The 17,089-nt window shown below is 44.1% G+C and carries 25 protein-coding genes; 14 read left to right on the forward strand and 11 right to left on the reverse strand.

The genetic code is table 11. The annotated features are described in order from the left end of the window. The first annotated feature begins 8 nt into the window (after window positions 1–8). The 3 genes from CHH91_RS05375 (at window position 9) to greA (ending at window position 1,905) form a co-directional block, all read left to right on the forward strand. Entirely contained in the window at window positions 9–647 is a 639-nt protein-coding gene (locus tag CHH91_RS05375) for an O-methyltransferase (RefSeq protein WP_095222444.1), read from the forward strand. Between the two features lie 29 nt (window positions 648–676). Then, window positions 677–1,309, forward strand: a complete 633-nt coding sequence (gene udk / locus CHH91_RS05380; protein WP_095222445.1) for a uridine kinase — start codon at window positions 677–679, stop codon at window positions 1,307–1,309. Window positions 1,310–1,428: 119 nt separating this feature from the next. After that, window positions 1,429–1,905 (forward strand): transcription elongation factor GreA, encoded by a 477-nt coding sequence (greA, locus tag CHH91_RS05385; protein WP_095218169.1) that lies wholly within the window; start codon window positions 1,429–1,431, stop codon window positions 1,903–1,905. A gap of 45 nt (window positions 1,906–1,950) precedes the next feature. Here the strand turns inward: greA and CHH91_RS05390 are convergent, their stop codons facing one another. After that, window positions 1,951–2,205, reverse strand: coding sequence for a hypothetical protein (locus tag CHH91_RS05390; protein WP_095222446.1), 255 nt, complete (start codon window positions 2,203–2,205; stop codon window positions 1,951–1,953). Between the two features lie 219 nt (window positions 2,206–2,424). Here CHH91_RS05390 and CHH91_RS05395 point away from each other — a divergent pair, with 219 nt between their 5' ends. The 3 genes from CHH91_RS05395 (at window position 2,425) to CHH91_RS05405 (ending at window position 4,071) form a co-directional block, all read left to right on the forward strand. Beyond that, on the forward strand, window positions 2,425–3,057 hold the full coding sequence (locus CHH91_RS05395) for a YrrS family protein (protein ID WP_176465687.1): 633 nt from the start codon (window positions 2,425–2,427) through the stop codon (window positions 3,055–3,057). A 13-nt stretch (window positions 3,058–3,070) separates the two neighbouring features. Beyond that, on the forward strand, window positions 3,071–3,763 hold the full coding sequence (gene mtnN / locus CHH91_RS05400) for a 5'-methylthioadenosine/S-adenosylhomocysteine nucleosidase (RefSeq protein WP_095222448.1): 693 nt from the start codon (window positions 3,071–3,073) through the stop codon (window positions 3,761–3,763). Window positions 3,764–3,843: 80 nt separating this feature from the next. After that, window positions 3,844–4,071, forward strand: coding sequence for a YrhC family protein (locus CHH91_RS05405; protein WP_095218166.1), 228 nt, complete (start codon window positions 3,844–3,846; stop codon window positions 4,069–4,071). Window positions 4,072–4,098: 27 nt separating this feature from the next. Here the strand turns inward: CHH91_RS05405 and CHH91_RS21185 are convergent, their stop codons facing one another. The 9 genes from CHH91_RS21185 to sda all read right to left on the reverse strand — a co-directional run bounded on the left by CHH91_RS21185 (window position 4,099) and on the right by sda (window position 10,734). Then, window positions 4,099–4,224 (reverse strand): hypothetical protein, encoded by a 126-nt coding sequence (locus CHH91_RS21185; protein WP_255212162.1) that lies wholly within the window; start codon window positions 4,222–4,224, stop codon window positions 4,099–4,101. 51 nt (window positions 4,225–4,275) lie between these two features. After that, window positions 4,276–4,974 carry an RNA polymerase sporulation sigma factor SigK gene (gene sigK, locus CHH91_RS05410; RefSeq protein ID WP_095222449.1) on the reverse strand — a complete coding sequence of 233 codons (699 nt, stop codon included), beginning with the start codon at window positions 4,972–4,974 and terminating at the stop codon, window positions 4,276–4,278. A 119-nt stretch (window positions 4,975–5,093) separates the two neighbouring features. Beyond that, window positions 5,094–5,480 carry a monovalent cation/H(+) antiporter subunit G gene (mnhG, locus tag CHH91_RS05415; RefSeq protein ID WP_286160699.1) on the reverse strand — a complete coding sequence of 129 codons (387 nt, stop codon included), beginning with the start codon at window positions 5,478–5,480 and terminating at the stop codon, window positions 5,094–5,096. Then, complete coding sequence (locus tag CHH91_RS05420) at window positions 5,461–5,772, reverse strand: monovalent cation/H+ antiporter complex subunit F (RefSeq protein ID WP_095222450.1); 312 nt, start codon at window positions 5,770–5,772, stop codon at window positions 5,461–5,463. Before CHH91_RS05420 ends, mnhG begins: the two co-directional genes overlap by 20 nt. Next, entirely contained in the window at window positions 5,769–6,245 is a 477-nt protein-coding gene (locus CHH91_RS05425) for a Na+/H+ antiporter subunit E (RefSeq protein ID WP_095222451.1), read from the reverse strand. Before CHH91_RS05425 ends, CHH91_RS05420 begins: the two co-directional genes overlap by 4 nt. Continuing rightward, the gene (locus tag CHH91_RS05430; RefSeq protein WP_095222452.1) at window positions 6,246–7,730 is read right to left on the reverse strand and encodes a Na+/H+ antiporter subunit D; all 1,485 of its coding nucleotides are present in this window, start codon (window positions 7,728–7,730) and stop codon (window positions 6,246–6,248) included. Further along, entirely contained in the window at window positions 7,723–8,061 is a 339-nt protein-coding gene (locus tag CHH91_RS05435; protein WP_095222453.1) for a Na(+)/H(+) antiporter subunit C, read from the reverse strand. Before CHH91_RS05435 ends, CHH91_RS05430 begins: the two co-directional genes overlap by 8 nt. After that, a complete protein-coding gene (gene mbhE, locus CHH91_RS05440) occupies window positions 8,061–10,418 on the reverse strand; it encodes a hydrogen gas-evolving membrane-bound hydrogenase subunit E (RefSeq protein ID WP_095222454.1) in 2,358 nt (785 codons plus the stop codon). The genes CHH91_RS05435 and mbhE overlap by 1 nt, the downstream gene beginning before the upstream one ends. Window positions 10,419–10,593: 175 nt before the next feature. Then, the gene (gene sda, locus CHH91_RS05445) at window positions 10,594–10,734 is read right to left on the reverse strand and encodes a sporulation histidine kinase inhibitor Sda (protein ID WP_038561505.1); all 141 of its coding nucleotides are present in this window, start codon (window positions 10,732–10,734) and stop codon (window positions 10,594–10,596) included. Window positions 10,735–11,124: 390 nt separating this feature from the next. Here sda and CHH91_RS05450 point away from each other — a divergent pair, with 390 nt between their 5' ends. From CHH91_RS05450 to CHH91_RS05485, 8 genes are read left to right on the forward strand one after another with little or no spacing between them, the layout of a single operon-like run. After that, entirely contained in the window at window positions 11,125–11,640 is a 516-nt protein-coding gene (locus tag CHH91_RS05450) for a YqeG family HAD IIIA-type phosphatase (RefSeq protein WP_095222455.1), read from the forward strand. A 2-nt stretch (window positions 11,641–11,642) separates the two neighbouring features. Continuing rightward, on the forward strand, window positions 11,643–12,746 hold the full coding sequence (yqeH, locus tag CHH91_RS05455) for a ribosome biogenesis GTPase YqeH (RefSeq protein ID WP_095222514.1): 1,104 nt from the start codon (window positions 11,643–11,645) through the stop codon (window positions 12,744–12,746). Window positions 12,747–12,760: 14 nt separating this feature from the next. Continuing rightward, entirely contained in the window at window positions 12,761–13,597 is an 837-nt protein-coding gene (gene aroE / locus CHH91_RS05460; RefSeq protein WP_095222456.1) for a shikimate dehydrogenase, read from the forward strand. 1 nt (window position 13,598) lies between these two features. Beyond that, a complete protein-coding gene (yhbY, locus tag CHH91_RS05465; RefSeq protein WP_095222457.1) occupies window positions 13,599–13,889 on the forward strand; it encodes a ribosome assembly RNA-binding protein YhbY in 291 nt (96 codons plus the stop codon). Between the two features lie 11 nt (window positions 13,890–13,900). After that, the gene (locus CHH91_RS05470) at window positions 13,901–14,470 is read left to right on the forward strand and encodes a nicotinate-nucleotide adenylyltransferase (RefSeq protein ID WP_095222458.1); all 570 of its coding nucleotides are present in this window, start codon (window positions 13,901–13,903) and stop codon (window positions 14,468–14,470) included. Next, window positions 14,457–15,029: a bis(5'-nucleosyl)-tetraphosphatase (symmetrical) YqeK gene (gene yqeK / locus CHH91_RS05475; RefSeq protein WP_095222459.1), complete on the forward strand. Its 573-nt coding sequence runs from the start codon at window positions 14,457–14,459 to the stop codon at window positions 15,027–15,029. Before CHH91_RS05470 ends, yqeK begins: the two co-directional genes overlap by 14 nt. Then, a complete protein-coding gene (rsfS, locus tag CHH91_RS05480) occupies window positions 15,030–15,386 on the forward strand; it encodes a ribosome silencing factor (RefSeq protein ID WP_095222460.1) in 357 nt (118 codons plus the stop codon). Beyond that, window positions 15,386–16,144 carry a class I SAM-dependent DNA methyltransferase gene (locus CHH91_RS05485; RefSeq protein WP_095222461.1) on the forward strand — a complete coding sequence of 253 codons (759 nt, stop codon included), beginning with the start codon at window positions 15,386–15,388 and terminating at the stop codon, window positions 16,142–16,144. The genes rsfS and CHH91_RS05485 overlap by 1 nt, the downstream gene beginning before the upstream one ends. Before the next feature lie 51 nt (window positions 16,145–16,195). Here the strand turns inward: CHH91_RS05485 and comER are convergent, their stop codons facing one another. Beyond that, entirely contained in the window at window positions 16,196–17,020 is an 825-nt protein-coding gene (comER, locus tag CHH91_RS05490) for a late competence protein ComER (protein ID WP_095222462.1), read from the reverse strand. Window positions 17,021–17,089 lie beyond the last annotated feature (69 nt).

Raw genomic sequence — 17,089 nt, forward strand, 5'->3', positions numbered from 1 at the left:
GAATTAATATGTTACAAGCAATAATGGGTTACTTGGAAGAGCATGTGGAGTCTTCTCCTGAATGGGCTAAGAAATTGGAGGAGCTTGCTGCAGAAGACCGTGTACCGATAATGGAGCCGCTTGGGATACAATTTTTGATGCAGCTGATTCGGCTTCATCAGCCAGACAAAATATTGGAAATCGGGACAGCAATCGGGTATTCAGCTCTAATGATGCGTCACGCGAAACCAGATGTCAGCATCGTGACCGTCGAACGTGATGCCGTACGTTACGACCAGGCCGTCACCCATATCCAAGCGCAAGGCGCTCAGGATGATATTTTGATCCTTAAAGGCGATGCATTCGATTTGGAAGAGATAATCAAAGCGCATGCGCCGTACGATTTTGTCTTCATCGATGCAGCCAAAGGGCAATATCAACGTTTCTTCGAAGCTTATAGCGAGATGCTCAGTGAGCGAGGTGTCATTGTCAGTGACAATGTTCTATTCAAAGGGTATGTGGCAGACGATAGTGAAGCTACACCACGCAAAGCTAATATCGCAAAGAAGGTCCGAAAATATAACGACTGGTTATTCGAGCATGAAGCGTACCACACGACGATCCTGCCGGTAGGCGATGGAGTAGCTGTCAGTGTGAAGAAGAAATGAACGAGGCAGTAGGAAGAGGAGTAGGAGCAATGGCAAAGAAACCTATCATTATCGGTGTTGCAGGAGGATCTGGATCAGGGAAGACGTCTGTTACAAGATCCATCTACAAACGGTTTACAGATAAGACAATTCTAGTGATCGAGCAAGACTCGTATTACAAGGATCAATCTCATCTTCCGTTCGAAAAACGTCTCAATACGAACTATGATCATCCGTTCGCCTTCGATAATGAACTGCTAATGCAGCATTTACAGGCACTTGGTGAGCAGCAGGCGATAGAGAAGCCGATCTATGATTACAAGATCCATACACGTTCTGAAGAGACAATACCAGTTGAACCGAAGGACGTTATCATTCTGGAAGGAATACTGATCCTCGAGGATGAGCGACTGCGTGATATGATGGATATAAAGGTGTTCGTTGATACAGATGCAGATCTCCGGATCATCCGCCGTTTGCTGCGTGATATTAAGGAACGCGGACGGACAATTGATTCTGTTATCGAGCAGTATGTGAATGTAGTACGTCCGATGCATTTGCAATTCATCGAACCAACAAAGCGGTATGCAGATATTATCATTCCAGAAGGCGGAGAAAACCACGTAGCCATCGATTTGATGTCTGCGAAGATCGAAACGATTCTCTCCGGCCGCACTACATGACTCGTACAGATAAGTATTGAATTTTCGGCAGGAATCTGCCATAGTATGGAATATGCATGAAAACGCTATAGAAGTGAAGCAAAGGGAAAGAATCTTTTAGAGCTCAAGGGGTGGTTGAATTGGCTACAGAAAAACAATATTACATGACAAATGAAGGTTTGGCGAAGCTTGAGGAGGAGTTGGAGTATCTAAAAACAACTCGTCGTCAAGAGGTTGTCGAGCGTATTAAAATCGCTCGCGGCTTCGGTGACTTGTCCGAGAACTCCGAATATGATGCGGCAAAAGACGAGCAAGCATTCGTCGAATCCAAAATCGCTACAACAGAAAACATGATCCGCAATGCAGTAATCATCGAAAGTGATACAGATAATCCTGATATGGTTGGAATGGGTAAAACCGTTACCTTCATTGAACTGCCTGACGGGGAAGAAGAAAGCTATACTATCGTCGGAAGTGCAGAAGCAGATCCGTTCGAAGGTAAAATCTCAAACGATTCTCCGATTGCAAAAAGCCTGATTGGCCATGAAGTCGGTGAAGAATTAAGTGTCTCCACACCAGGTGGCGACATCCAAGTCAAAATTACTAAAGTAGAATAGACATAAAACAAAAGCTGCTTCCGAATGATATGGAAGCAGCTTTTGTTATTGAGCCAGATGAATTGACTCTGCAGATGATTTCTCGAACGGGAAAAAGGGTATAAGCTTTTGCAGGATAAAACTTTCTTTGTCGAGTGCCAGCAGAAATGAAAAGACAACTTGTTCTTTCACACTAGTGAAAGACAAACAGCATTCTTCCGGTAAGAAGATTGAGAAGGTCTCGGCTTCCTTGTCGTAGCCGACATACTCGAACGATTCGTGCCCCCAAAGGTTCGTATCCATTCTTGTCACTTTCATCACGTTTATCTTCCTCCTCTTCCACAGGAATCATGATGACTGATCAAAGTAGTCCTACCTGCTTTTCTAATTTATATAGTTAGATATATATGCACAGAATCCTTCCGGTATGTCAAAATTAGAGATGCTTCAACAAAATCATCAAAAGAAAATGAGCTTATAATATGACTTTGGCTTCGCCTCAGTTCATAGTATAATAGAGACCAATGAGGAGGGATGAGCATGGCGGATGATAATCAGGATTTTTCCAGATTGAATAATAGAAACAGACGCAGAAAACCTAGGAAGTGGCTTAGTGTTGTCCTGGCAATTGCTGGTGTCGCCCTAGTCGTCGTGCTGCTCGTAGCAGTTTTAAATGATAAACCGGCAATGGAAAATCAAACAGCTGACGAACAGAATCAAAAATCCATCGCAGAACAACTCCAAGGCAATAATGATTCTAGCAATGGCGAAGATACAGAGCAAGCTGATGAAGAGAAGCAGGATGACGATGAGAAAGAAAAGGAAGACAAAAAAGAAGCTGAACCTTCAGATGATAATGTGAAGGAAGCGTATTCGAAGGACTGGGAGCCGGTAGGCACCGAGCAGTCCGGGACTCATACGACAACCTTTGAAAAAGGTACGCAGGACTGGAATGAAATGATGCAGGCCGTTGGAGGAGCAGTTGGATTGGATCCAGCCTCGATGACAGCTTGGTGGGTAGAGAACAACGGCAATGGCGGTAATGATGTCATTGCAACAGTCTCTGCAACTGATTCAGAAGAGACATTCCGTGTATTTGCCAGCTGGGTGGATGGAAAAGGCTGGCAGGCAACAAAAGTGGAAGTACTGAAAGAAAACGATAGGAAGAGTTAAAGGAGCAGGCAGAATGACAATCGGGATCATTGGAGCAATGGATGAAGAAGTAGCATTACTGAAAGAAACAATGGCAAACAAAAAAGAGGTCATTGCAGCAGGGTATGAAATCACAGAAGGCACACTATCTGACAAACCAGTTGTCCTGCTTAAATCGGGAATCGGAAAAGTGAATGCAGCACTCGCAACATCTATGCTGATTGAACGATATGCACCGGAAGCAATCATCAACACTGGTTCAGCGGGCGGATTTGCTTCGAATCTGGAAGTAGGGGATATTGTCATCTCTGATTCGGTCGTTCACCATGACGTGGACGTAACAGCATTCGACTATGTTTATGGTCAAGTACCGCAAATGCCGCCAGCTTTCCAGGCAGATCAGGAGCTGGTTCAGCTAGCCAAGAGTGTTATCGATCAATTCCCTGATACGAACGCTGAAATCGGCCTTATTGCGACCGGCGATAGTTTTATGTCTGATCCAGAACGTGTAGCATTTGTCCGGGACAAGTTCCCAGCTATGCTGGCAGCGGAGATGGAGGCTGCTGCAGTGGCTCAAGTTTCGTATCACTATGGAACACCTTTTGTCATTGTACGGGCGTTGTCTGATATTGCAGGCAAGGAATCGTCTGTATCATTTGATGCTTTCCTTGACCAAGCTGCTCGCAATGCAGCGACATTGATCATCAAAATGGTTGAACGCTACTAACACTTATGACAGCAATTACCAGGTAATTGCTGTCTTTTTTTGTGTTACAATGTTGCTAGATTGGAAGAGGAGGCGACAAGATGAATAAAAGACAACAGCAGTTGATTGACAAGATTGCAGATTATCGTCGTTTTGCATTGGCGCTTCTGATTCTTGGCAGTTATTTATACATTGGTTCGGTTATCAATGTTTATCTGGCACCTACAGACAAAGCAGATATCCTATTTGCTATGACTGGCGGATGCGTCATTACAAGCATATTGATCTGGTTTGCAATAGAAAGATGGAAAAAACAATTAGAAAGCTAAAAACTCCGGTATAAAACCGGAGTTTTTTTAATCCCATATATTCTCCCAAGCATAAGCTCCTCCTACAAAAAGCAGGACAAGGAAGGCAGCAATAAGCACGCCGGTGCTTGTTCGCTGCTGATAATGACTGGGTGAGTAGCTGTTCGCATACATATTGGCAACCTCCTTCTTAACAGAATAGTAAGGTATAGATAGCATATGCTTTTATGTGCGATGCTGTCGGTAGTATTCATGGAAAATTTTCATCAGTGCACGTTTTTCGATGCGGGAAACGTAGCTGCGGGAAATATTTAATTTTTTTGCAATTTCACGCTGTGTCATATCTTCTTCGTTATTAAGTCCATAGCGGCTGACTATTACTTCTTTTTCACGTCCATCCAGGATATCGATATATTCTTTTATTTTCTCGACTTCCATATTCAACTGGATATACTCAATGATATCCTCATTGTCTGCTTGGAGAATGTCGATAAGGCTGATTTCGTTACCTTCTTTATCCTGACCTATGGGATCATGCAGGGAAATATCCTTCTTGGTCTTCTTCAAGGCCCGTAGATGCATAAGGATTTCATTTTCGATACACCTAGCTGCGTATGTAGCGAGTTTTGTGCCTTTATCACTCGAATAGCTTTCGATCCCTTTAATCAGTCCGATTGTACCGATGGAAATGAGATCCTCCGAATCTTCGCCAGTGTTTTCGAATTTCTTTACGATGTGAGCAACCAGACGCAGGTTATGTTCAATTAACTTGTTACGGCTTGTTTCATCCCCTTGCTGCATCCTTTCGATATGCAATGCTTCTTCCTCGGGTGGGAGAGGCTGAGGGAATGCATGGTTCTTTACATAGGAAACGAAAAACATTGCTTCCTTTACTAGAAGTCCGATAGCACCAATAATACTCATTTCATTGCACCTCCTGTACACTCTCAAAGATTGCCTATACACTCACTTTATGTGAAGGAGTCTCTGAACGTGTCTGTCCAGAAGAAAAAGAAAAAGTGAATGCACAAGGGCATTCACTTTCATTTTCGTTGTTGTTTTTGTCTTCGCTTTTCCCTATCGATTGCTTCCTGGTATTGATCCTTCAACGTTCCGTATGGTTTTGCTCCGCGAAGGTGAGCAGCTCTGGATATGAGATGACTTGCGACAGGGGCAGTGAGAAAGATGAACAGAACACCAAGGATTAATTTTCCGCTTATGATTCCGTACTCGGTGTAGTGGAAAATAAAAGCACCGATAAGAATTCCGGCAACACCCAGTGTAGAACCTTTACTCGCTGCATGGAGCCTTGTATAAATATCAGGGAAGCGCAGAATGCCAACAGATGCAGTGAACATGATAAATGTACCGCCTGACAGAAATGCGATTACAAGGATATTCAGGATGATTTCAATTATCTTCTGTATCAATTAAATCACCCTTTTCCAAATAGATTGCAATTGCTACTGTCCCTATAAATAACAGGATTCCGATTAACAATACGATATCATTGAAGTTAGGTGTAATCAGGATGATTGCAAGCAAGGAAGCGAAAGCCATTATATTTACACCGATGGCATCCAAAGCAACTGCTCGGTCAGCATTTGTCGGTCCTTTCATTACACGAATGATTAATAGCAGAATAGAGACGCTTAGAGCAATCAGGCAAATGATAGAGACTATCTGAACAATATCAGCAAAATTATTTTGCAGTGCGCTCATCGTGTCACCTCCATGATGTGCTTCTCGAAGCTATTTTTAATTGCATGAACAGCATCCTTCATGTCAACGATATCCATGGCGTGGATATAGAGCTCCTTTTTATCGGGTGAAACGGCCATAGTGACAGTTCCGGGAGTTAGGGTAATCAGAGTTGCTAATAAGGTAATCTCCCAATCTGTTTTTAATTCTGTCTCGAGTGTAAAGATACCTGGGTTTATATCCAGGCGCCTTGCATAGACAAGTTTTGTGATTTCGAAATTAGAAAGGATCAGCTCTTTAATAAAAATCAGCGCCAGGACCAAAATCTTGTATCCCCGCCATAAATAGAACGGCCCTTTAAGGAAGCGGCGCAGCAGGAATAATAAGGCGATACCAACGATATAACCTGTTACGAATCCGGCAACACTATATGACTCCCCGAGGAACATCCACATGAAGGCAATCAATAGGTTTATACAGACTTGAAAAGCCATCTAACGCCCCTCCTTCAATACGAGATCGATATATTCCTGTGGATGAAGCAGATAGTCGGCAATTAGCTGAACGGTCGGCAGAATTGCTTCTGCTCCAACACCTAGGAATACAGTGAATAGCATCAAAAATCCAGCTGGTAATAGCCGACGTGTACTGTGACGTGTTTGTTGTGTTTTTGCTTCGCCCTCCCCCCAGAAAATGGAGATAAAAGCTCTAACGATCGAAAGCAATATCAGTAAGCTCGTGAGCAGCATAATGATAACAGTAACTGTTTCGCCTTTTTCGAAGGCACCTCTTACCAAAAGCAGCTTACCGATGAACCCGCTGAATGGCGGAACACCTGCGAGTACAAGACCGGCAAGGAAGAACATCCAGCCAAGGATAGGGTGTGAACGGATCATTCCGCCCATTTTATTGATGTCCGAAGTGCCGGCTGCTGCGGCAATCGTACCAGCCAGCAAGAATAGCGCTGCCTTTACAATCATATCCTGCAGCAAATAATAGATGCTTCCACTCAGACCATCATGATTGAAAATCCCGATTCCAACCAGCATGAACCCGATAGCAGGAATGATATTATAAGCAACAATCAGTTTGATATTACGGGATGCCAAGGCCCCAATTACCCCGAACAGCATAGTAAGATTTCCGACCCATATGAACAGCTGATCCATAATTTCAGGCTGCTGATGGAAGATGAGCGTAAATGTACGGATGAGGGAATACACACCGACCTTCGTTAAAAGTGCTCCAAATAAAGCTGACACGACTGGGTTTGGAACGATGTAGGAGTGCGGCATCCAGTAATAGAGCGGAAATGCAGCGCCCTTGGTCGCAAAGACAAAGAACAGCAGTATGGCAACCGTCGTGATTATGCCTGGCTGATCAGAGGCTGCTACCCGTTCAGCCAGCTGCGCCATATTCACTGTACCCAGCACAGCATATATGTAGGAAACAGCGGTAACAAATAACATGGAAGAAAACAAATTGATCAGGACGTACTTGATCGATTCACGGAGCTGTACTTTCTTCCCTCCATGTGTAATCAAGGCATAAGATGCCATCAGCAGGACTTCAAAGAATACGAACAGGTTGAACAAATCCCCTGTTACAAAAGCACCTGATACCCCAGTTACAAGTAAAAATACAAAGGTATAAAAATAGAAGCCTTCCTGTTCCTTCGAAACGGACGCTGGTGCATACCATACGACAGCTAGAAGAATGATGGAAGTGGTCAGAACAAGTAAAGTACTCAAAGGATCCAGTACAAGGATGATACCGTATGGAGCGATCCAATCTCCTGCTTCCAGAACTATACTGCCATCAAGTAGGACTCTGTAAAGGAGCAACCCCATTGTGATCAGATGGACGATTGCAAAGAGCATTGCCAATCGTCTTGTGAGCAGAATCCGGTTATGGATGAATGCCAGCAGTATACCAGCTAAGAATGGAATCAATATTGGTAAAATAGCAAAATTAGTCATGATCATTACCTCTTAATTCTTCCATATTATCCGTGCCGTTCGTTTTTACTGCCCGATAAGCCAGGACAAGAAGCAGGCTGGTGACACCAAAGCTGATAACGATGGACGTCAGTATCAGTGCTTGCGGCAGCGGATCGGTATAATTCTCCGTTCCTTCAGTAAGAACAGGAGCGGCACCACGCTTCAACTTGCCCATCGTCAAGATGAACAGGTGGGCAGCGTGTGACAGAAGGGCAGTCCCGATGATGATTCGGAGGAGCTGCTTCTGCAGCATGTTGTAAACCGCAAATCCGAAGAGGATGCCGGCTAGTACAATCATGATAATTTCCATCAGCGATCCCCTCCTTTTTGACGCAGTTTGATCAGGGAATAGATTCCCAAAGCTGCAATAGCCAGTACAGTGATTTCAAATAATGTATCCAATCCACGGAAATCGACAAGGATGACATTGACGATATTATCGCCGCCTCCCAGTTTGTAGGAATACTTGATAAAGTAATCCGAAATGCTAGGGGAGAGGCGCTGACTGTATGCAGCTAAGCCGACGAACATCATCATAAGGCCGCAAAGGGAAGCGATGATGATATTTGTGATTTTTTTGGACGTTTTCTCTTTTCTTTCTCGTTTCATTTCCGGCAAATGACGGAAGCACAGCAGGAACAAGACGACAGTGATTGTCTCGATACTAAGCTGTGTCAGTGCAAGATCAGGTGCCCGGAACAGCACAAACAGAATGGACAACCCGTACCCTACCACACCCAGAATAATGACCGCAGTCAATTTCTTCTGTGATACGGTGCTTCCAAAAGCTGCAGCGATCATGATAAATGCAACAGCCAGCTCTGGCAGGCTTTGAGGAAGCGAGACGGGCGAAGTATCAATATTTCGAAGATCAAATGAATTTGTCCCGAATAAAACCACTAAGGTTACAATGGAGATAACACTTATGATGATCGCATTGTACTGTCGGATAGATCCGCTAACAATACGGTCATTCAATCTCTTAGTCTGTGTTTCACTAGCCGAAAGAAGGGAGGCATAGACGATATTTCCAGACAACTTTCCTGGCAGCACGTCGTATAATACCATCCAATATTTTCGTGTGACATAAAATACAGTACCTAAAACTACCACAATGAGTGACATAATCAATGCTGGTACAAAACCATGCCAGAAATGAATGCTGTGCCCTTTCATTGCTTCACCATAGACAGCATTCGCTGCCGGCTGAAGCAAATGACGGCTGAACCAGTTCGGGAAGATACTGATCAATAGAACTCCCAAAACGAGCAGGACAGGTGTTGCCAGCATCCCGAATTTCGGATCATGGGCTTTTTCAGCAGTGGCTTTCTCTGCATTCCCCGTAAATGTACGAAAGTAGAAGTACATGCTGTACACAAATGTGAAGATACTGCCTGCAACAGCTGCATACGGTACGATAGTAGCTAGTACAGCTGCAAAGTCTGTTCCGAAGGCACGGTCGCCTGCCAAATCCCAGGAGCTTGAAAAGAATTCCTCTTTACTATAAAAACCGTTTAGAATTGGCAGCGGCACACCAGCCATAGAGAAAGATGCGAGTATGCTGATTATTCCTGTAACTGGCATGAGCTTCCAAAGCCCGCCGAGCTTTCGGATATCACGGGTCCCTGTTTCATGGTCGATAATGCCGACAGCCATGAACAAACTTCCTTTAAATGTTGCGTGATTGAGAATATGGAATATAGCAGCAAAGATGGCTGCTTCTGTTCCGTAGCCGATCATCGCCATAATCATGCCAAGCTGACTGATGGTGGAATAAGCTAATATCCCCTTGAGATCTGTCTGCCTGACAGCCATATAAGACCCCCAGAACAAAGTGACGAGACCGATTATAGATACTGCAATGAAAAATGCTTCGCTTTCTTTAAACACAGGAGTAAAGCGGAGCAAAAGGAATAGACCGGCTTTAACCATTGTAGCGGAATGCAAGTATGCACTAACCGGTGTCGGGGCTTCCATCGCATCTGGCAGCCAGATATGGAATGGAAACTGGGCCGATTTCGTACAGGCAGCCAACAGCAGCAGCACAATAATCATCGGGAACCAATCACTTGCAAGGATAAGGTCTCCCTGTGTCAATATCTCACGGATACTCGCAGACCCCGTAACCAAGTGTAGAAGCACCAATGCACCGAGTAATGCGAATCCACCTAGGAATGTGATCAGCATGGATTTCAAAGCGCCGTCTGTGGAAGCTTTTCTAGTGAACCAGAAACTGATCAAAAGGAAAGAAGATACAGAGGTGAGCTCCCAGAAGGTGTAAAGGGCATAAATGTTATCTGAAGTGACAATGCCGAGCATCGCTCCCATGAACAGAAGCAAATAAACATAGAAGGACCCTAGCCGTTCCTCTCGGTTAAGATAATAGATGGAATAAAAAGCTACAAGAGCACCGATACCGCTAATCAGCAAAGCAAAGAAAAGAGCCAGTCCATCAGTATAGAATGTTAAATCCAGTCCAAGTGACGGTATCCAGCTGTAACGATACAGTGTATCAGTTTCCCCGCTGACAAGCAGAACGAGAAAATATAGGAAGATGGAGAGCGATGTAGCGAACACCGCATATCCGGTATGTATCCTGTATTTGAATTTCGCGAAGAATGGGATGCACATAGCGATTATAAATGGCATCAGAATGGCAACGATCATATTATGGCAGTCCTCCTCTTTGATTTCGTTCTTAAGAACTTCTTCTATTTTAAATAAGTGCTAAAAAATCCTATACCCAATTGTAAAGTAATTCAACCATACACTGCAACAGACACAGCTCCCTTTCAGAAAGAAAAAAGCCTTGCCGTAGCGGCAAGACTGAGGGAGACGATGTTTAGCTGGTATAGCGGATCTTATGCGATAAGCCCCGTGACTGGATTTCTTTCTCTATTAGATGAATAAACTCTTGGCTCAAGTGGAGTTCGTTCGCCTTGTGGTAAGATTCGATCAGCAATTCATCAGACAGATGTTCCATCTTGCATTCCTCCTGATTGGAGATATCTTACTATCTTGCAGATCTTCTGTACGTGGGTTGGGGAGTTGAATAAGTTATTAATAATGTATCACGAAAAAAATAGGGGGACAAGACGATAGTTATCTACATGAAACTGTTCATAACCTGTAGATAAAGTGTTTATAAATATGCAGAATTGATTCATATTGCGGTTGGTTATGTGGACATAGTTATCCACAAGAAGAAGAATGTAGAGATTTGTCGAAAGGTTTTGCTTCTGATTTCTTGCCTATGACATAAAGAAAGGTCGAAAAAAAGAGGAACAATGAAAGATTTTTTTGAAACCGTAGCAAAAATGTCTTATGATGGGTAAGTAACTGTTGAAGTGTACGAGATCGGAGGAAATCCACAATGCTAAAGAAGTTCTTGCCGAACGAGCATGTGAAAAGCATTTTTGATATAAAGCCAGAGAAATTGAAAGCGCAAGGAATCAAAGGTATCATTACGGATCTGGATAATACCCTTGTTGCATGGGATGTTGCAGATGCTACGCCGGAAGTGACCAATTGGTTCAAGGAAATGCGCGCACATGATATTAAAATTACGATTATATCTAATAATAATGAGCAACGAGTGAAACTGTTTTCTGAACCCTTAGAAATTCCTTTCGTCTATAGCGCAAGAAAGCCGCTGGGACGTGCCTTCAAGCAGGCTGTCAAGCAGATGAACCTCGGGAAGGGCGAGATTGTAATGATTGGTGATCAGCTCCTTACAGATGTATTAGGGGGCAATCTGGCTGGTTTCTATACGATAGTTGTGGTGCCAATCGTCAAAACAGACGGAAAAATCACCAGAATCAATCGGATGATCGAACGACGGATACTCAACTATTTCAGAAGAAAAGGAAAGATCACATGGGAGGAATGAATGTGGAAGAATTGATTTGCCAAGGCTGCGGAGCGCCGATTCAAACAGAAGACGCATCCTTGCCCGGTTATATCCCTGCTTCAGCACTAGGGAAAAATGATGAGGTCATCTGTAAGCGCTGCTTCCGGCTCAAGCATTACAATGAAGTCCAGGATGTTGCAGTGACGGACGATGACTTCTTTACGTTGATCAGCGAAATCAATAACAAAGATGGTATTGTCATTAAACTGGTTGATATATTCGATTTCAACGGGAGTTTCATTTCCAGCATCAAGCGGCTTGTAGGAGACAAACCGATTATCCTTGTTGGGAATAAAGTGGACCTTCTTCCGAAATCGACAAACCACGAACGTGTGAAACAGTGGCTGCGCGGGGCAGCTAAAGAATATGGTATCCAGGTGGCGGATGTGCATTTGATTTCCGCAAAACGGGGTATCGGAATGGCAGAGCTGGAAGATAGCATCCAGGATTTGCGCGATGGACAAGATGTATACGTGGTCGGCAGTACGAATGTCGGCAAATCTACGTTCATCAATGCTTTGATTAAACATTCTACAGGCATAAATGATGCAATCACCACTTCATATTATCCTGGTACAACACTTGGATTTATTGATATCCCTCTGGATGATACAAGCTCCCTTTACGATACACCGGGAATTGTCAACCGCCAGCAAATTGCTCATTATGTGACTGAAAAAGACTTAAAAACCATTACACCTAATAAAGAAATCAAAGCTCGTATCTTCCAATTGAACGATATGCAGACCTTATTTATTGGTGGTTTGGCACGAATCGATTTCGAAAAAGGGGAAAGACAGCCATTTGTCTGCTATTTCTCTAATGCGCTTGATATCCATCGTACGAAGCTTGAGAATGCGGATTCGCTTTATGAGCGTCAAAAAGGGGAATTGCTCACACCTCCATATAAGGAGCAGCTTGAGAACTTTCCTTCTTTCCGAAAATCAACATTCAGGATAAAAGATCAAAAAACGGATATCGTCATTCCAGGACTAGGATGGATAACGCTGTCAGGTGAACCTGCTTCAATTACAGTCCATACACCAGAAGGAGTGCCGGCAACGATCCGCAGATCATTAATCTAAGGGGGAACGAGAAAATGAGAATATTGAAGTTAGGCCTTATCGGCCATCCAGTGGAGCATTCTTTATCACCATGGATACACACACAATTCATGGAACAGGCTGGTATCGAAGGAGAATACAAGCTATATCCGATCGAACCAAGTGTTTTTGATGAAAAAATCACTGCATTAATGCAAAGCGGGATTGATGGCTTCAATATTACGGTTCCATATAAACAGCGCATCATTCCATTCCTTGATGAGCTCGATCCAGATGCAGCGAAAATCGGGGCTGTGAATACCGCAGTACGAAAGAACGGCAAATGGATCGGGTATAATACGGATGGAGCGGGCTATGTGCGTGCATTGGAACAAGTGATCCTCTCGAAAGACTCCTTGCATGTGCTTATGCTTGGCGCAGGGGGAGCAGCTCGCGGCATATACCGGGCACTGGTGGCTAAGGGTTTCCGCTATATCGATATCGCCAATCGCACTGTTTCCAAAGCTGAGCAGCTGCTTCAATTACAGGAACCGGAAACTATTACCGAGATTCTGTCTTACGAGGAAGCGCAACAGAAATTGGGCAGCTATGACATTATCATCCACACATCCAGTGTGGGAATGAGCCCGCATGATCAAGAGCAGATCATGTCATTAGCCAACTTGAAGCCTAATGCGGTGGTTAGTGATATCGTCTACAAACCGATTGAAACGATGCTGCTTCGCAGTGCCAAACAGCAGGGAGCCATTATACATCATGGCCACAGCATGCTTTTATATCAAGCACAGTACGCATTTGAAATCTGGTCGGGACAGCAAGTCATGATCGGGGACTTATTGAATCAGCTGGAACAAAGATTAACGGAGGAATAATATGTTAACAGGTAAACAGAAAAGATATCTTCGCGCACAAGCGCATCATTTGAAACCAATTTTCCAGGTAGGGAAAATCGGTGTGAACGATAATATGCTCGTCCAAATCGGCGAAGCATTGGAAAAAAGGGAATTGATCAAAGTGAGTTTGCTTCAGAATTGTCTGGATGAGAAAGAGGACGTTGCTGCAGCAATCGAAGAAGGGACAGGTGCCTCTATCGTTCAAATCATCGGCAGTACAATCGTCCTTTATAGAGAATCAGAAGATAATAAACAGATCAAGCTGCCGTAAAGGAGTAAGACATGAAAAAAGTCGGATTATTGGGGGGGACATTCGATCCGCCCCATCTCGGACATTTGTTCATTGCGCAGGAAGTTCAGCACAGACTTGGACTGGATGAAGTCTGGTTCATTCCTGCCCACGAAGCACCGCATAAAGAAAAGTCCCATACCGATGCGGTTCTGCGTCTCGAGATGGTGCAGGCGGCTATTGCGGATAATCCTATTTTCCGTATGGATCCGATTGAGGTGGATCGTTTAGGTAAATCCTATACATTTGATACAATAAAGCTGTTGCAGGAAATGCACCCGAATACTGCATTCCATTTCATCATCGGTGCTGATCTGGTGGAGAGTCTGCACACGTGGCATCGTATCGATGATTTAATTGAGATGCTGACATTCGTAGGCGTCGGCCGGCCTGGATATGAGCTGGTGACAACTTATCCTGTCACTTATGTCGATATACCGGAGCTTGAGATATCATCGAGCATGATCCGGGAACGAGTCGAACAGGGAGCTCCAGTACACTATCTTATTTCAGGCGCAGTGTTCGATATAATAAAGGAGCAAAAGCTGTATGCAGAGAGATAAGGCATTGGCGATCGTTGAAAAACAATTAAAGAAACCACGGTATGATCATACTATCCGTGTAATGGATACAAGCATCAGGCTGGCCAAACAGTATGGTGCAGATGAAAAAAAAGCAGAACTAGCTGCTATTTTTCATGACTACGCGAAGTATCGGCCACTTGAGGAAATGAAACGCTGGATCTTATCAGAACAGCTACCGAAAGACTTGCTGGATTATCACCATGAATTATGGCATGGTCCGGTAGGAGCGCTGATGGTAAAGCGCGAAGTCGGTATTAGCGACCCGGAGATACTGCATAGCATCACGGTACACACAACTGGATGTGTTGGTATGTCCGTTCTTGATAAAGTAGTATTTCTTGCAGATTATATAGAACCAGGCCGTGCTTTTCCCGGCGTGGATGATGTACGTAAAATTAGTGAGAAGAATTTGGATAAGGCGTGCTGGATGGCTTCCCGGAATACGATCAATATGCTCGTCTCGTTAAACCGGAAAGTGTACCCGGACACGTTCCATGCTTATAATGATTTATTAAACTCTACTGGAGGTAACACATAAATGGAAACTATTGATTTAGCACAAATAGCAGCAAATGCTGCAGATGCGGTAAGAGGGGAAGACGTTGTCCTGTTGGAAATGAAAGAGGTCTCCTTGATTGCTGATTACTTCATGATTTGTCATGGAACGAGCGAACGCCAAGTGCAAGCTATCGCCAGAAGAATAAAAGAGAAAGCCGAAGAAGCTGGCGTGGAAGTGAAGCGTTTGGAAGGGTTGGAGCAGTCAAGATGGGTGCTTGTCGATCTTGGAGATGTAGTTTGCCATGTATTCCACATCGATGAACGCAGATATTATAATTTAGAACGCCTGTGGGGAGATGCGCCGCAAGTGGAACCGGTATTCTCCCAAGAAAGCTGATGGCCGCATACGAGCGGCTTGCCGCCGTATATGAACGTCTGATGCAGGATGCGCCTTATGAGCCGTGGCAGCGATTCATGCAGCAAATATTCCAAAAGCATGCCCAGATCGAGATCAAAGAGATAGCAGATTTAGGCTGTGGAACAGGATATGTCACCAGACAGCTTGCAAACGCAGGCTATCAAATGACAGGGATTGATCAATCTGAAAATATGCTTGCCTATGCAGCTTCCCGTGATACGAATCAGCAAGTGCGCTGGATACAGCAGGATTTGCGGGAGCTGGGGTCGATTAAAGCGGATGCTGCAATCAGTATGTTTGATGTGGTCAACTATATAACTTCACCGGAAGATGTAAAGCAAGCCTTCTCCAGGATATGGCAGATGCTTGCTCCTGGCGGTGTTTTCCTGTTCGATGTCCATAGCATACGCCATATGGAAGAGGACTTGGCCGGAGAGGTTTTTGCTGAAATTCATGATGACCTTTCTTACACGTGGTTCTGTGAAACCGGCGAAGAGAAAGGAGAGGTATTCCACGACCTCACTTTTTTTACAAAAGAAACTCACTCGGATAAATACGATCGTTTTGATGAATATCATCATCAGCGTACATATTCCATTGAAACGTATATCTCCTGGCTTGAGGAAGCAGGCTTCCAGGTGTCAGGGGTATACGGTGATTTTGATATAGAGCGGACAGAGCAATTGGAAGAAGCAGATCGACTATTCTTTGCATGTTTGAAAAACCAGGAGGCATAATGCTGCTACCTGGTTTTTTTATGCAGGAAAAGCGGAGTATGTGTCGAAATGTTAGTTGTACAATCCCTTCTGAATTGCTTGCTTTTCTTCCTGGAATTTGCGATGAGTTGCTTGGAATAATTGAGGAAACTGTTCTGTTGTTTCCTTCTCCAGTACTGCGATTCCCTCTCCTGTAATACCGCCTTTCACACAAACCTTTTTTATCAGTTCATCCAATGTATAGTGCCCGTTTGCCAATAGAGTTCCGAGTCCGATCAGCATCTCCGAAGTTAAATGAGTGGCTTGTTCTTTGCTGATTGCTGTTTCCTCCACTGCGCCATCGATAAATCGCTGCGCAAGGTAGCTGAAGAAAGCCGGTCCGCAGGAAACAATATCTGAAGCAACTCTCGTTATATCCTCTGGAATATAAAGTGGATTAGAATAGCTGCTGACTAAATCGATCAGCGCGGCTTTATTACGATTTGACAGACTTGTTCCGAATGTCAGCAAAGTCGTCCCTGCTGCTGCTCTGTTCGTAATACTTGGGATGGCCCGTGCTACCTGACATGGTACAAGAACTTCGAGATCTTCAATGGAATACGGACTAGTGATGGAGACTAGTACTTGATCCGGCTTTAATATAGGGTGAAGCTCGTGACAGACACCAGGCAAGTGGGGCGGGCGCACACAGAGAAACAAAATATCAGCATATTCCGCAATATGGCTAATGGAATCAGCCACATGGATGGATGGAAAAGCTTCTTTACACTTCGCAGCCTTTTCAGCAGAACGGTTTAAAACCATAATGTCTTCCTGGTTGATGGATCCGGAGTTTACCCACGTCTCCAGCAGCATACCTCCCATATTTCCAACTCCGATTATTCCCCATTTCGTCATTCTAAACTCCTCCTCTGCTCATTTTCTGCTTGTTGCCCATTTACGCTGTTATCAAATTTATGCTTTAAC

Origin of the sequence: Virgibacillus sp. 7505 (assembly GCF_002272135.1) — a bacterium.
In the GTDB taxonomy this organism is placed as follows: domain Bacteria; phylum Bacillota; class Bacilli; order Bacillales; family Amphibacillaceae; genus Terribacillus.

Excerpts from the sequence above, each read along its gene's own strand:
- CHH91_RS05375 (WP_095222444.1), top strand. The coding sequence starts at position 9 with ATGTTACAAGCAATAATGGGTTACTTGGAAGAGCATGTGGAGTCTTCT.
- udk (WP_095222445.1), top strand. The coding sequence starts at position 677 with ATGGCAAAGAAACCTATCATTATCGGTGTTGCAGGAGGATCTGGATCA.
- CHH91_RS05395 (WP_176465687.1), top strand. The coding sequence starts at position 2,425 with ATGGCGGATGATAATCAGGATTTTTCCAGATTGAATAATAGAAACAGA.
- mtnN (WP_095222448.1), top strand. The coding sequence starts at position 3,071 with ATGACAATCGGGATCATTGGAGCAATGGATGAAGAAGTAGCATTACTG.
- CHH91_RS05405 (WP_095218166.1), top strand. The coding sequence starts at position 3,844 with ATGAATAAAAGACAACAGCAGTTGATTGACAAGATTGCAGATTATCGT.
- CHH91_RS21185 (WP_255212162.1), bottom strand. The coding sequence starts at position 4,224 with ATGTATGCGAACAGCTACTCACCCAGTCATTATCAGCAGCGAACAAGC.
- sigK (WP_095222449.1), bottom strand. The coding sequence starts at position 4,974 with ATGAGTATTATTGGTGCTATCGGACTTCTAGTAAAGGAAGCAATGTTT.
- CHH91_RS05420 (WP_095222450.1), bottom strand. The coding sequence starts at position 5,772 with ATGAGCGCACTGCAAAATAATTTTGCTGATATTGTTCAGATAGTCTCT.
- CHH91_RS05425 (WP_095222451.1), bottom strand. The coding sequence starts at position 6,245 with ATGGCTTTTCAAGTCTGTATAAACCTATTGATTGCCTTCATGTGGATG.
- CHH91_RS05430 (WP_095222452.1), bottom strand. The coding sequence starts at position 7,730 with ATGACTAATTTTGCTATTTTACCAATATTGATTCCATTCTTAGCTGGT.
- CHH91_RS05435 (WP_095222453.1), bottom strand. The coding sequence starts at position 8,061 with ATGGAAATTATCATGATTGTACTAGCCGGCATCCTCTTCGGATTTGCG.
- mbhE (WP_095222454.1), bottom strand. The coding sequence starts at position 10,418 with ATGATCGTTGCCATTCTGATGCCATTTATAATCGCTATGTGCATCCCA.
- sda (WP_038561505.1), bottom strand. The coding sequence starts at position 10,734 with ATGGAACATCTGTCTGATGAATTGCTGATCGAATCTTACCACAAGGCG.
- CHH91_RS05450 (WP_095222455.1), top strand. The coding sequence starts at position 11,125 with ATGCTAAAGAAGTTCTTGCCGAACGAGCATGTGAAAAGCATTTTTGAT.
- aroE (WP_095222456.1), top strand. The coding sequence starts at position 12,761 with ATGAGAATATTGAAGTTAGGCCTTATCGGCCATCCAGTGGAGCATTCT.
- yhbY (WP_095222457.1), top strand. The coding sequence starts at position 13,599 with ATGTTAACAGGTAAACAGAAAAGATATCTTCGCGCACAAGCGCATCAT.
- CHH91_RS05470 (WP_095222458.1), top strand. The coding sequence starts at position 13,901 with ATGAAAAAAGTCGGATTATTGGGGGGGACATTCGATCCGCCCCATCTC.
- yqeK (WP_095222459.1), top strand. The coding sequence starts at position 14,457 with ATGCAGAGAGATAAGGCATTGGCGATCGTTGAAAAACAATTAAAGAAA.
- rsfS (WP_095222460.1), top strand. The coding sequence starts at position 15,030 with ATGGAAACTATTGATTTAGCACAAATAGCAGCAAATGCTGCAGATGCG.
- CHH91_RS05485 (WP_095222461.1), top strand. The coding sequence starts at position 15,386 with ATGGCCGCATACGAGCGGCTTGCCGCCGTATATGAACGTCTGATGCAG.
- comER (WP_095222462.1), bottom strand. The coding sequence starts at position 17,020 with ATGACGAAATGGGGAATAATCGGAGTTGGAAATATGGGAGGTATGCTG.